General features: G+C 59.8%; 12 protein-coding genes and 1 riboswitch. Of the genes, 6 read left to right on the top strand and 6 right to left on the bottom strand.

The genetic code is table 11. The annotated features are described in order from the left end of the window. Positions 1–153: riboswitch (FMN riboswitch) on the bottom strand. This riboswitch is flagged as partial in the annotation. A 134-nt stretch (positions 154–287) separates the two neighbouring features. Further along, positions 288–620, top strand: a complete 333-nt coding sequence (gene ubiK / locus RTP97_RS20315) for a ubiquinone biosynthesis accessory factor UbiK (RefSeq protein WP_312212072.1) — start codon at positions 288–290, stop codon at positions 618–620. Positions 621–745: 125 nt separating this feature from the next. Here ubiK and hldE read toward each other — a convergent pair whose 3' ends face one another. Genes hldE through RTP97_RS20300 form a run of 3 tightly spaced genes read right to left on the bottom strand, consistent with a single transcriptional unit; the run spans position 746 to position 6392 of the window. Continuing rightward, positions 746–2170, bottom strand: coding sequence for a bifunctional D-glycero-beta-D-manno-heptose-7-phosphate kinase/D-glycero-beta-D-manno-heptose 1-phosphate adenylyltransferase HldE (gene hldE, locus RTP97_RS20310; RefSeq protein WP_312416847.1), 1425 nt, complete (start codon positions 2168–2170; stop codon positions 746–748). A gap of 45 nt (positions 2171–2215) precedes the next feature. Then, a complete protein-coding gene (glnE, locus tag RTP97_RS20305) occupies positions 2216–5065 on the bottom strand; it encodes a bifunctional [glutamate--ammonia ligase]-adenylyl-L-tyrosine phosphorylase/[glutamate--ammonia-ligase] adenylyltransferase (RefSeq protein WP_312416849.1) in 2850 nt (949 codons plus the stop codon). A 25-nt stretch (positions 5066–5090) separates the two neighbouring features. Then, positions 5091–6392: an inorganic triphosphatase gene (locus RTP97_RS20300; protein ID WP_312416846.1), complete on the bottom strand. Its 1302-nt coding sequence runs from the start codon at positions 6390–6392 to the stop codon at positions 5091–5093. A 209-nt stretch (positions 6393–6601) separates the two neighbouring features. Here RTP97_RS20300 and RTP97_RS20295 point away from each other — a divergent pair, with 209 nt between their 5' ends. Then, positions 6602–7219, top strand: coding sequence for a TIGR04211 family SH3 domain-containing protein (locus tag RTP97_RS20295; RefSeq protein ID WP_312416844.1), 618 nt, complete (start codon positions 6602–6604; stop codon positions 7217–7219). Positions 7220–7286: 67 nt separating this feature from the next. Further along, positions 7287–8528 carry a multifunctional CCA addition/repair protein gene (locus tag RTP97_RS20290; protein WP_312416842.1) on the top strand — a complete coding sequence of 414 codons (1242 nt, stop codon included), beginning with the start codon at positions 7287–7289 and terminating at the stop codon, positions 8526–8528. A gap of 18 nt (positions 8529–8546) precedes the next feature. Here RTP97_RS20290 and bacA read toward each other — a convergent pair whose 3' ends face one another. Both bacA and folB read right to left on the bottom strand, forming a co-directional pair. Next, the gene (bacA, locus tag RTP97_RS20285) at positions 8547–9365 is read right to left on the bottom strand and encodes an undecaprenyl-diphosphate phosphatase (protein ID WP_312212067.1); all 819 of its coding nucleotides are present in this window, start codon (positions 9363–9365) and stop codon (positions 8547–8549) included. A gap of 107 nt (positions 9366–9472) precedes the next feature. Beyond that, positions 9473–9841, bottom strand: coding sequence for a bifunctional dihydroneopterin aldolase/7,8-dihydroneopterin epimerase (gene folB / locus RTP97_RS20280; RefSeq protein WP_154057858.1), 369 nt, complete (start codon positions 9839–9841; stop codon positions 9473–9475). Between the two features lie 107 nt (positions 9842–9948). On the opposite strand from folB, the gene plsY reads away from it, so the two are divergent. Then, positions 9949–10581, top strand: a complete 633-nt coding sequence (plsY, locus tag RTP97_RS20275) for a glycerol-3-phosphate 1-O-acyltransferase PlsY (RefSeq protein WP_312416839.1) — start codon at positions 9949–9951, stop codon at positions 10579–10581. Positions 10582–10621: 40 nt separating this feature from the next. On the opposite strand, the gene tsaD is transcribed toward plsY, so the two are convergent. Next, complete coding sequence (gene tsaD / locus RTP97_RS20270) at positions 10622–11635, bottom strand: tRNA (adenosine(37)-N6)-threonylcarbamoyltransferase complex transferase subunit TsaD (RefSeq protein WP_312416837.1); 1014 nt, start codon at positions 11633–11635, stop codon at positions 10622–10624. 240 nt (positions 11636–11875) lie between these two features. Here tsaD and rpsU point away from each other — a divergent pair, with 240 nt between their 5' ends. Beyond that, positions 11876–12091: a 30S ribosomal protein S21 gene (gene rpsU, locus RTP97_RS20265; protein WP_001144069.1), complete on the top strand. Its 216-nt coding sequence runs from the start codon at positions 11876–11878 to the stop codon at positions 12089–12091. Positions 12092–12227: 136 nt separating this feature from the next. Beyond that, positions 12228–13359, top strand: a 1132-nt coding sequence (gene dnaG / locus RTP97_RS20260; RefSeq protein ID WP_312416835.1) for a DNA primase, incomplete at its 3' end; no start/stop codon positions are given.

Below are 13359 nucleotides of genomic sequence, written 5' to 3'. Positions count from 1 at the left end.
TCTCCCATCCGGACTTTAACCGTCGGCCCCGGAATTACACCGGATCTGCTGACCTCCCTGCCTGACGTAATGCCGTGCGTGGAGCGCTCGCGGGCTTTCAGCCTTGGCTGATTTACCGCCGGTGGGGAATTTCGCCCCGCCCTGAGAATAAGCAGATTAACTATAACGCTATTGATTATCCCCGGCAATCCATTCACCGTAACAATTCTGCTTTCACGCGGCATAATCCACGTTACACTATTCCACGCTACACTAATGTTAATACTTACCAGTTCAGGGAAACTACTATGATTGACCCGAAAAAAATTGAACAAATCGCCCGCCAGGTGCATGAGTCAATGCCGAAAGGCATTCGTGACTTTGGTGAGGATGTAGAGAAGAAGATCCGCCAGACGCTGCAATCCCAGCTGGCGCGACTCGACCTGGTGAGCCGTGAAGAGTTTGATGTCCAGACGCAGGTTCTGCTGCGCACCCGTGAGAAACTGACCGCGCTGGAGCAGCGCATCAGCGATCTGGAGAACCGTCCGGCGACCGCGTCGGCTGAAACTGCTCAGCCGCAGGATCTGCCGAGCGAAGTGAAGCCTGCACCGGCTATTCCGCCAGTTGAGAATATTGACTGATCCTTTAGTCGGTATTGCCCGGTGGGTACGGTGCAATTTGTAGGCCCGGTAAGCGTAGCGCCACCGGGCGTGACGGTGCTGATACTGCAACGCCGGGCGGCACTGCGTTTGCCCGGCCTACCATATCAGTTTTTCTGGATCTTCTTGATGATGTTGGTGGTTGAGCAGCCGTCTTCGAAGTTCAATACCTGCACATCGCCGCCGTTAGCCCATACCTCTTTGCTGCCCGCAATATCTTCCGGCTTGTAGTCGCCGCCCTTCACCAGCAGGTCCGGCAGGATCCCGGCGATCAGGCGCTGCGGCGTATCCTCTTCGAACGACACCACCCAGTCCACGGCTTCCAGCGCGCCGAGCACGATCATGCGCTGCTCAAGCGGGTTAACCGGACGGGTCGGCCCTTTCAGGCGGCTCGTTGAAGCATCGCTGTTCACCGCTACGATTAGGCGATCGCCCAGCTTGCGGGCGTTAGCCAGGTAGGAGACGTGGCCTGCGTGCAGGATATCGAACACGCCGTTGGTCATCACCACTTTCTCGCCGCGCTTGCGTGCAGCCGCCACCGCCTGCTTCAGCGCCTCTTCGTTCATCACGCCGAAGCCGGTCTCTGAACGTCCGCGTACGGCATTCTCCAGCTCGATAGGCGAAACGGTAGAGGTACCCAGCTTGCCGACCACCACGCCCGCCGCAGCGTTAGCAAAGTAGCAGGCCTCTTCCAGCGAGTTGCCCGCCGCCAGCGTTGCCGCCAGCACGCCAATGACCGTGTCACCCGCGCCGGTCACGTCGTAGACCTCCTGCGCCTGGGTCGGCATATGCAGCGGCGCTTTGCCCGGTTGCAGCAGGGTCATCCCCTGCTCGGAGCGGGTCACCAGCAGCGCAGAGAGCTCGAAATTGGCAATCAGCTTCATGCCGCGCTCGACAATCTCCGCTTCGTTTTTACACTTCCCAGCCACCGCTTCGAACTCGGAGAGGTTCGGCGTCAGCAGCGTCGCCCCGCGATAGCGTTCGAAATCATTGCCTTTCGGATCGATAAGCACCGGCACGTTGGCCTTGCGCGCCAGGGCGATCATCTGCTGCACGCTGGCCAGCGCCCCTTTGCCATAGTCGGAGAGCACCAGCGCGCCAATGCTGCTCAGCGCCTGGTTAATGCGCTCGTGCAGCGGCTCGGGGTCCACGCCCTCAAACCCCTCTTCGAAGTCGAGGCGGATCAGCTGCTGGTTGCGCGACAGCACGCGCAGCTTGGTAATAGTAGGATGGGTCGGAACGGAGACAAAGTCGCACTTGACGTTGACGTCGGCCAGCGTTTTACTCAGCGCATGCGCTGCGTCATCGATGCCGGTCAGCCCAACCAGGCGTGAGTGTGCGCCGAGAGAGGCAATGTTCATCGCCACGTTCGCCGCGCCGCCAGGCCGCTCTTCAATCGCATCGACCTTGACCACCGGTACAGGCGCTTCCGGTGAGATACGGCTGGTCGGGCCATACCAGTAGCGATCTAACATCACGTCACCGACGACCATCACCCCTGCTCGTTCAAACTCTGGCAGCGTTACTTTCATTCCTGTCCCCTCGAAATGCAAAATTTGCGCGCGATAATATCATACTTAATTTTGCGCGCATGGTTTTAGCAGCCACTTCTGCCAGCTGGCGCTGACCTGCTCCCGTTCGCCAGCAAACTCCGTTTCCGGCACGTGACCGGGCTGCTCCTGCAGCGCCAGATGGTGCAGCGCATCGCGCAGCGTGGTATAGGCGTGGGTCAGCGCCTGCGCCTCCTGCTCATCCATAATGTCGTTCTGCGCCAGCAGCTCAAGGATACGCACGTTATCGGACCAGCGTGTCAGCTTTGGTTTCTGGTGAGCGTGGCCCAGTACCAGGTACTGGGCGATAAATTCAATGTCGGTAATGCCCCCCGCATCGGCCTTCAGATCGAAACGCTCGCGGTGCTTGTTGCCGAGATGGGCGCGCATCTTCTCGCGCATCTCCCGCACCTCGGTTTGCAGCTTATCGCCATCGCGGGGCGTCATCAGAATGGCGCGGCGGATCTCGTCGAAGCGGGATTTAAGCTGCGGATCGCCGTACACCACCCGGGCGCGCACCAGCGCCTGGTGCTCCCACGTCCACGCCTCATTCTGCTGATAGTCCGCAAAGGCATCGGCAGTGGTAACCAGCATCCCCGCCGCGCCGGAAGGCCGCAGGCGGGCATCGACCTCGTAGAGAATGCCCGATGAGGTACGGGTGCTGAAGAGGTGCATGATGCGCTGGGCGAGGCGCAGATAGAACTGGCGGCCATCGATCTCCCGCTCGCCGTCGGTCATCACGTCCGCCGGACAGTCGTGCAGGAAAACCAGATCGAGATCGGAGCTGTAACCCAGCTCCCAGCCGCCAAGTTTGCCGTAGCCCACCACCGCAAAGCCGCGCCCCTCCCGATCGCGCAGGTGCTTCGGCTGACCAAAGCGCGCCACCATCTGGGTCCACGCCTGCTGGACCACCGCGTCGATCATCGCCTCCGCCAGCCATGTTAAGTGATCGCTGACTTTCATTACCGGCAGCGTACCGGCAATATCCGCCGCCGCTACGCGCAGCAGCTGGGCCTGCTTAAACTGGCGCAGGGCCTCCAGCTGCTGCTCTTCGTCCTCCTCCGGCACGCGGAGCAGATACTGGCGCAGCTCGTCCCGGTAGGCGTCCATCGCCGTGGGTTGATAGAGCGTATTGGGATCCAGCAGCTCATCCAGCAGCAGCGGATAGCGCGCCAGCTGGCTGGCCACCATCGGTGAGGCGGCGCAGAGCGAGATCAGGTGCTTGAGCGCGCCAGGAAACTCGCTCAGCAGTTCAAGATAGGTGGTACGAGTAACAATCCCGGTCAGAAGCGGCATCAGGCGCGCCAGCGGTACCGGCGCGTCGGCACGCGGGCAGACCTCGCTGAGCAGGTGCGGCATCAGGTGGTCGAGCACCTGGCGGCCGCGCGGGCCTATGGTCCGGCGAGTCAGCTCCCGGCGGAAATCGGCGATCAGCGCCACCACCCGGATACGGTCGCCATCGGAGAGATGGGCTAGCACCGGCGTGGCGTCATCGTCTTCCAGCGTATCCTGCCACAGCTCGCGCCACTGCTCCGACAGCTGCTCGTCCTGGGTGTCGGTATCGTCATCGCCAATCAGCTCGTTAAAGACGCGCCGCACGGCGGCCATGTGCCGATCCAGGGTTTCGCTGAGCGCCTGCCAGTCGGCGACGCCCATTCCCCATGCCAGACGGGCACGGTTAAGCTCGTCCCCCGGCAGGGTCTGGGTCTGCTCGTCGTTGATGCTTTGCAGCAGGTTCTCCAGCCGCCGCAGCCAGAGGTAGGCCGCCCGCAGCGTATCGGCGTCTCCCGCCGGCAGGAGATGGAGCTGCTCGATGGCGGCCAGCGTCGGCAGCAGCGAGCGCTGCTGGAGCGACGGCTCGCGTCCGCCGCGGATCAGCTGGAAAACCTGAACGATAAACTCCACTTCGCGGATGCCGCCCGCCCCCAACTTGATGTTGTCTTTCAGGCCACGCCGCCGCACTTCGCGAGCGATCATGCTTTTCATATTGCGCAGCGACTGGATGACGCTGAAATCAATATAGCGGCGGAAAATAAAGGGCCGCAGCATGGTCCGCAGTTCGCTGGCATAGACGCTGTCGTTGTCGCCCATGATCCGGGCCTTGACCATCGCGTAGCGCTCCCAGTCTCGCCCCTGCTCCTGGTAATAATCCTCCAGCGCGGCAAAACTCAGCACCAGCGGGCCGCTGTCGCCAAAGGGGCGCAGGCGCATATCCACCCGATAGACAAAGCCGTCCTGGGTGGGCTGGTCGAGCACCTTAATCAGCCGTTGACCAAGGCGAGTGAAGAACTGGGCGTTGTCCAGCTCACGACGTCCACCGCGGGTTGCCCCGTTCTCCGGCCAGGAGAAGATGAGATCGATATCCGAGGAGAAGTTCAGCTCGTTCCCCCCCAGCTTGCCCATGCCAAGGATCAGCAGCGGCTGCGGCGTGCCGTCGGCGCTGCTCGGCGTGCCCCACTCCCGACAGCAGGCGGCGTAGAGCCAGTCGCGGGCGCTGACGATCAGCGTCTCCGCCAGAACGCTAAGCTGCTGGAGGGTGCTCTCCTCCGGCATCAGCCGCAGGGCCTGTGCCCAGGCGATGCGCACCATGATACGACGGCGGAACAGGCGCAGCTCGCGCATCAGCGAGGCTTCATCACTGACATCAGCCAGCGCTTGCTGGAGCCACGCCGAATAGGACTGCCACTCCTCCGCCTGCGGCGGCTCGCTCTCCAGCGCCGTCAGCCACTCGGGATGTGCGGCGACGCTGCCCTGCACAAAATCACTAAAAGTAAGCACTGACTTCGCCTCTGCGCTAAGCGTGGAGGCGGAGAGTGTGTCCGGCAGACGTTCAACAAGGGTCTGCCAGTGCTGCTGAAGCGGCGAAGAGAGCGGCATCATAAGGGGGGGTCCTTTGCCTGAGTTAGCGTTTTCCGCTGTGCAGCCAGAACGGCTCCTGCACAATGGCTTCGTTTCGGAAATGTTCAATTTCGACGCGCTGGCGGGTTTTAATGGCGTGCCGTAAACCCTGCCAGTTCTCCAGCCACGCCTGGGCGCGGACGCCGTTGTAGTAGCCTGCCAGCAGCAGCATGCTATCGATGTCGCGCGCCAGGCGCGGGAGCTGGTCCTGGTACTTATCCATCAGCGGCTGGGCAAAGTTACGTTTCAGTTCGGCGGCGTGGCGCGACAGGTTGATGTCAGCAAAGCGCTTAAACGAGTCGTTGATTTTGGCCTGCGCTTTATCGTCAAGGAAGGACCGCCAGGCGCGGGTCACCAGCCACTCGGTCAGGGCCAGCTTCGCCGTGGCGATCTCCGGGCTATACACCGCCGTGGCGGCGGAGACCGCTGAGGTAATGGTCGCTTCGGACTGGGTCAGCAGATCGCGTAAGCGAGCGCTCGCTTTGCGCGGCACAATGCCGCCAAACAGCATCAGCGTGTGGCGCACCAGCGCGATAGCGGCCAGGGTTTCCCCCTGCGCGTTTTTCTCGCCGCGGACCCACAGCTCTTCGTGGTACTGCCACTGGGAGAGAGCCAGTTCCAGCGCCGCCTCCAGCCCCTGCTCCACGCTCGCCTTCGGTGCAACGGTCAGGATCTCCGTCGCCCGCAGCAGACGCGGCGGGTTGCCTTTCGCCAGATGGTAGCCCCGGGCGGCCTTGCTCAGGCTGCCCTGACGCAGGCCTGTCTGGGTCACCAGCTGGCGCACCAGCTTTAATACGTCCTCCGCCGCGCCGCTCAGCAGCTCCAGCTCCAGTTCGCAAATCGGTTCAGCCAGTTCGCCAGCCTTCACTTCCCCGAGATCCAGCGCAATCTCAATCCGGCTGTCGCCGACGTTAACCAGCCACTTCTCACGATCGAAGTGGGTGCTGAACAGCGGGCTGACGCGTTCGGCGAGATCCGCAGGCAGGCCACCCTCCGGCCACGCCTCGGTCGGGAAGCGGGCAAGATCCAGCTCCGGCTTGTCGATGGCCACGTTGTACTCCGGACGCTGATGCAGGCCGCCCACGGTACGACCGGCGGTTTTAATCGTCATCTCATAGCGATCCTGCGCGCCGCGAATACGCAGGCCCATGTCGTGGCCGCGCAGCCAGCCATCCGGCGTCTCGTAGTAGATATTAAGCAGCGTCGCAGGTGCAACGTGCTCATCCGTAAGGGTATGCAGGTGGGTGCGCAGGGCATCCACGCGGGATGGGTCAACGATAAATTTCAGTTCGATCTCTTGAGTCATGGTCTTGTACTTATGGTTATGTCACATCAGCGGAATTTTCGGCGAACTTACGCCCTCGATGTTTGTCAGTAGATAGTATTTTGCGCCAAATTTCCACGGTGCGGATCGTTTGCGACCCAGATGATTCTGATTGATACCGAATACTTTGCGTCGTCAGACTGATGCCACTACTATCGTTCCACTTTTTTTATGACAACAAATGACTGCTGATGCCTAAATTACGCCTGACTGGACTGTTTTTACTTGTATGCGTTTCTGCCGTGGCTCATGCCGAAGAAAAGCGTTACGTTTCGGATGAACTGAATACCTGGGTTCGTAGCGGCCCGGGTGATAACTATCGCCTTGTGGGTACGGTTAACGCGGGCGAAGAAGTTGCGCTGCTGCAAACCAACGGGGACTCAAACTACGGTCAGGTGCGTGACAGCAGCGGTCGTACCGCCTGGATCCCGCTGAAGGAGCTGAGCAGCGAGCCGAGCCTGCGCACCCGCGTGCCGGATCTGGAGAACCAGGTGAAAAGCCTGACCGATAAGCTGACCAACATCGACAATACCTGGAACCAGCGTACTGCCGACATGCAGCAGAAGGTTGCCCAGAGCGATAGCGTGATCAACGGCCTGAAAGAAGAGAACCAGCAGCTTAAAAACCAGCTGATTGTCGCGCAGAAGAAGGTGAGCGCCGCGAACCTGCAGCTGGACGATAAGCAGCGCACCATCATCATGCAGTGGTTTATGTATGGCGGCGGCGTGCTCGGCGCGGGGCTGTTCTTAGGCCTGGTACTGCCGCACATCATCCCCAGCCGCAAGCGTAAAGACCGCTGGATGAGCTGAACCGGATTAGCCATTTTCTCTACACTTAACGTATCATCAGTTAAAAGTATGTCAGGAGAGTGGCGTAGTGAAGAGTTATCTGGTCGGTGGTGCTGTTCGGGATGCGTTGTTAGGGCTACCGGTTAAAGATAAAGACTGGGTGGTAGTGGGTGCGACTCCACAGGAGATGCTGGATGCAGGCTATCAGCAGGTTGGCCGCGATTTTCCGGTGTTTCTCCACCCAAAAAGCCGGGAGGAGTACGCCCTGGCGCGTACCGAGCGGAAATCCGGCTTTGGCTATACCGGCTTCTCCTGCTATGCCGCGCCCGACGTCACCCTTGAGCAGGATCTGCTCCGCCGCGACCTGACCGTGAACGCTCTCGCCCAGGATGTCGACGGTAAGATCATCGACCCCTACCAGGGCCTGGCGGATCTCAAGAGCCGCACCCTGCGCCATGTCTCTCCGGCCTTTGGCGAAGATCCCCTTCGCGTGCTGCGCGTAGCGCGTTTTGCTGCCCGCTATGCCCATCTCAGCTTCCGTATTGCCGACGAAACCATGGCGCTGATGCGCGAGATGACCGCCGCTGGCGAGCTGGAGCACCTGACGCCGGAGCGCGTCTGGAAAGAGACGGAAAATGCCCTCGCTAGCCGCAACCCGCAGGTCTACTTTATGACCCTGCGCGAGTGCGGTGCGCTGAAGGTGCTGTTCCCTGAGCTTGATGTTCTGTTTGGCATTCCTGCCCCGGCAAAGTGGCACCCGGAGATCGATACCGGCATCCACGTGCTGATGACGGTCTCGATGGCGGCGATGCTCAGCCCGGATATCGACGTGCGCTTCGCTACGCTGTGCCACGATCTTGGCAAAGGCTTGACGCCACCGGAACTCTGGCCGCGCCACCACGGGCACGGCCTGGCGGGCGTTAAGCTGGTCGCTAACCTGTGCGAACGCCTGCGGGTGCCTAACGAGCTGCGCGATCTGGCGAAGCTGGTAGCGGAGTTCCACGACCTGATCCACACCTTCCCGATCCTTAAACCGCAGACCATTGTGAAGCTATTCGACTCTATCGACGCCTGGCGCAAGCCCCAGCGCGTGGAGCAGATCGCCCTGACCAGCGAAGCCGACGTGCGCGGCCGCACCCACTTTGAAGCCCGCGACTATCCGCAGGGGCGACTGCTGCGCGAAGCGTGGGAGGTGGCGAAGGCGGTATCGACTAAAGAAGTGGTGGCGGCAGGCTTTAAGGGGGCTGAGATCCGCGAGGAGCTGACCCAGCGGCGAATTGATGCGGTAGCGAAGTGGAAAGCGGCACGCTGCCCTCAGCCACTGGCGTGAGGGCAGCCGCCTTAACGCTTAGAAGAAGACGACGTAGACCGCCGCCGCCACAATAAAGCGGTAAATGGCGAACGGAATAAACGAGATCCGCTTAATCAGCTGCAGGAAGGTTTTGATCGCCACCAGCGCCACGATGAAGGCGGTGATAAAGCCAACGGCAAACATTGGAATGTCGGCAACCGTCAGGAAGTGGTAGCTCTTGTAGAGGTCCAGCGCGGTGGCGCCCATCATCATCGGCACCGCCAGCAGGAACGAGAACTCCGACGCGGCATAGCGGCTCACGCCCATCAGCATCCCGCCGGAGATGGTCGCCCCGGAGCGGGAGAAGCCCGGCCACAGGGCCAGACACTGGAAGCAGCCGATCATAAAGGCCTGACGGTAGGTCATATCATCCAGCCCCGGCGCACGCGGGGTTTTCGGCTTCAGGCACTCGGCGGCAATCAGCAGGAAGCCGCCGACCACCAGGGCATACATCACGTTGATAGGGTTGAACAGGCTCTTGATCGTGTCATGGAACACCAGCCCCAGCACCACCGCCGGGATCATCCCCAGCAGGATGTGGATCAGCGTTAAGCGCCCTTTGCCTTCGCCCTCGTGCGGCGGATGACCAAAGTGGATGCCAATCAGGCCAAACAGGCGACGCCAGAACATCACCACCACAGCGAGGATCGACCCCAGCTGGATCACCACCTCAAAGGTTTTTGCGGTCTCACCCTCAAACCCCAGCAGGTGGCCGACAATGATCATGTGACCGGTACTGGAGACCGGCAAAAACTCCGTTAACCCTTCGACGACGCCCAGAATGGCCGCCACCAGCAGGGAGTGCATATCGCTCATCACTTAAACCCCTAAAAGACATAAAAAAACGGCTTCTGCATCCACAAGCCGCGAAAAGGCACGCTCGTAAGACCCATATAGTGCCGTTTGGTTTAATAATTATAAATTTAAATGTTTTCTTTCAGACTATTGCCACGCTCAATGATAACGCCGACATTAGCCGCCCGCGCTACTGCCCCCGGCTTGCTGACCTTGATACGCAGCCAGGGTGAGTTGAAGCGGCTCAGCAGCAGATCCGCCACCTCTTCCGCCACCCGCTCCACCAACGCAAAGCGCTGACCTTCCACGTGTCCTACCACCGCATCGGCAATGTCGGCATAGCTCAGGCAGTCGTTGACGTCATCGCTTTTTGCCGCTGCCCGGTTATCCCACGCCATTTCGATATCGAACACCAGTTTCTGCTCGATTGTCTGTTCCCAGTCGTAAACACCGATCGTGGTGATTACCGAAAGTTGCTCTATAAATACAATGTCCATCACGCACCGTCCGCTTTTTGGCTAACCTGGATACCACTTTCAAAAAATTATGCGTATTATCCACGGATGCTGAGAATAAAACGACATTTTCAAAACGGAACAGCGTTATGAGTGCAATCGCGCCGGGAATGATCCTCCTCGCGTACCTTTGCGGCTCAATCTCCAGCGCCATTCTGGTCTGCCGCATCGCGGGTCTGCCTGACCCTCGCGAGAGTGGCTCCGGCAACCCCGGAGCGACCAACGTCCTGCGAATTGGCGGCAAGGGCGCAGCCGTAGCGGTACTGATTTTTGACGTGCTGAAAGGCATGCTGCCGGTATGGGGAGCCTATGCGCTGGGCGTCACCCCCTTCTGGCTGGGTCTAATTGCTATCGCCGCCTGCCTGGGCCACATCTGGCCGGTTTTCTTTGGTTTTAAAGGTGGTAAAGGCGTTGCGACCGCGTTTGGCGCGATTGCGCCGATAGGCTGGGATCTTACTGGGGTGATGGCCGGCACCTGGCTGCTGACCATTCTGCTGAGCGGCTACTCGTCGCTGGGCGCGATTATCAGCGCGCTGATCGCCCCGTTCTACGTCTGGTGGTTTAAGCCCCAGTTCACCTTCCCGGTCTCAATGCTCTCCTGCCTGATCCTGCTCCGCCATCACGACAACATCCAGCGCCTCTGGCGCCATCAGGAGACAAAAATCTGGACCAAGCTGAAGAAAAAGCGCGAGAAAGATGTGGAAGTAAAGGACGAAGAGTAGGCCCGGCAAGCTGTGCGCCGCCGGGCATTACGGACTGGCATTATGCCGCAGGCAGCTCTGCCAGTGGCCAACGCGGACGCACGCTCACGCTGAGATCGGCCAGGCTACCGGCTTTCAGACGCACCATGCCCGCATAGGCGATCATCGCCCCGTTATCGGTACAAAACTCCGGTCGCGCATAGAAGACTTCACCCCGACGCTTCTGCATCATCTCTGCCAGCTTCGCTCGCAGCGTACGGTTGGCGCTGACGCCACCCGCCATCACCAGCCGCTTAAAGCCGGTCTGATCCAGGGCGCGCTTGCACTTGATCATCAGGGTATCCACCACCGCATCCTCAAAGGCGCGGGCGATATCCGCCCGGGTCTGGTCGTCATTGCCGTTGTTACGAATAGTGTTGGCGGCAAAGGTCTTGAGGCCGGAGAAGCTGAAGTCCAGCCCCGGACGGTCGGTCATCGGACGCGGGAAGACAAAGCGCCCTTCCGTGCCGTCGGCAGCCATTTTTGACAGCATTGGCCCGCCGGGATAGTCCAGCCCCAGCAGCTTCGCGGTTTTATCGAACGCTTCACCGGCGGCATCGTCAATGGACTCGCCCAGCAGCTCATACTGGCCGATACCGGTCACGCTAATCAGCTGCGTATGGCCGCCGGAGACCAGCAGCGCCACAAACGGAAACTCGGGCGGATTCTCTTCCAGCATCGGAGCCAGCAGATGCCCTTCCATATGGTGAACCGCGATAGCAGGCACGTTCCAGGCGAACGCCAGCGAACGCCCTACCGTTGCCCCCACCAGCAGCGCCCCGACCAGGCCGGGTCCTGCGGTGTAGGCCACGGCGTCGATATCTTTGGCGGCCAGATTCGCCTCTTTCAGCGCGGCCTGGATCAGCGGCACGGTTTTACGTACGTGATCGCGGGAGGCCAGCTCCGGCACCACGCCACCGTAGTCAGCGTGCAGTTTCACCTGACTATACAATTGGTTGGCTAAAAGCCCGTTTTCATCGTCGTAGATGGCGATGCCGGTTTCATCGCAGGATGTTTCAATTCCCAGTACACGCATGGCTATTCTTTACCTCTTTGCAATACCGCGCAGTGTAGGGTCATGGGCGGTGGTTGTAAAACTATTGTTCAACCCAGGCACAGAGGTCGTGTATACTCCCCCTCCTTATGAGAGCGCCCTTGTAAAAAGGGCTGCGGTGCTTTACAAAGCAGCAGCATTTGCAGTAAAATTCCGCACCATTTTGAAATAAGCTGGCGTTGATGCCAGCGGCAAACCGAATTAATCAAAGGTGAGAGGCACATGCCGGTAATTAAAGTACGTGAAAACGAGCCGTTCGACGTAGCTCTGCGTCGCTTCAAGCGTTCCTGTGAGAAAGCAGGTGTTCTGGCGGAAGTTCGTCGTCGTGAGTTCTATGAAAAACCGACTACCGAACGTAAACGCGCCAAAGCTTCCGCTGTGAAACGTCACGCGAAGAAACTGGCTCGCGAAAACGCACGCCGTACTCGTCTGTACTAATTAGCTGAGGGTGTTGACCCTCCGTTTACAGACAGAGTTGTAGTTTTAAGGCCGTGCTTCCGAAAGGAATGCGCGGCTTATTTTCGTTTATAATCTGACATACCTTAACGCATCACGCTAAAGGTAGACGGGGCCTATGGCTGGACGAATCCCACGAGTCTTTATTAATGACCTGCTGGCACGCACCGACATCGTCGATCTCATCGACGCGCGGGTGAAGCTGAAAAAGCAGGGCAAGAATTTTCACGCGTGCTGTCCGTTCCATAACGAAAAAACCCCCTCTTTCACCGTGAACGGTGAGAAACAGTTTTACCACTGCTTCGGCTGCGGCGCCCACGGCAACGCCATCGACTTTTTGATGAACTACGACAAGCTCGAGTTCGTCGAGACCGTTGAAGAGCTGGCGGCGATGCACAACCTCGACGTGCCGTATGAAGCGGGCAATGGTCCAAGCCAGATTGAGCGCCACCAGCGGCAGACGCTCTACCAGCTGATGGACGGGCTAAACGCCTTTTATCAGCAATCTCTGAACCAGCCAGCGGCTGAACCTGCGCGCCAGTATCTGGCCCAGCGCGGCTTAAGCAGCGAGGTGATTTCACGCTTCGCCATTGGCTATGCTCCTCCCGGCTGGGACAACGTTTTAAAACGCTTTGGCGGCAACGGTGAAAATCGCCAGTCGCTGACCGATGCGGGCATGTTAGTCACTAACGATCGCGGGCGTACCTACGATCGATTCCGCGAACGCGTGATGTTCCCTATCCGCGACAAACGTGGTCGGGTGATTGGTTTTGGTGGTCGTGTCATGGGCGATGGCATGCCGAAATACCTTAACTCCCCGGAAACCGATATTTTCCATAAGGGTCGCCAGCTGTATGGCCTTTATGAAGCGCAGCAGGATAACGCTGAACCGCCGCGTCTGCTGGTGGTTGAAGGCTATATGGACGTGGTCGCGCTGGCGCAGTACGACATTAACTATGCCGTCGCCTCGCTGGGCACCTCCACCACCGCCGAGCATATCCAGCTGCTGTTCCGCGTCACCAACAGCGTGATCTGCTGCTATGACGGCGACCGTGCAGGCCGTGAAGCCGCATGGCGCGCGCTGGAGACGGCGCTACCGTACATGACCGACGGACGTCAGCTACGCTTTATGTTCCTGCCCGACGGCGAAGATCCGGATACGCTGGTGCGTAAAGAGGGCAAAGCGGCGTTTGAGGCGCGGATGGAGCAGGCTCAGCCGCTCTCCACGTTTCTGTTTAACAGCCTGATGC

The sequence above is a fragment of the Pseudescherichia sp. genome (assembly GCF_031998825.1).
Taxonomy (GTDB): Bacteria; Pseudomonadota; Gammaproteobacteria; order Enterobacterales; family Enterobacteriaceae; genus Pseudescherichia.
This window is presented reverse-complemented; position numbering and strand designations above follow the sequence as displayed.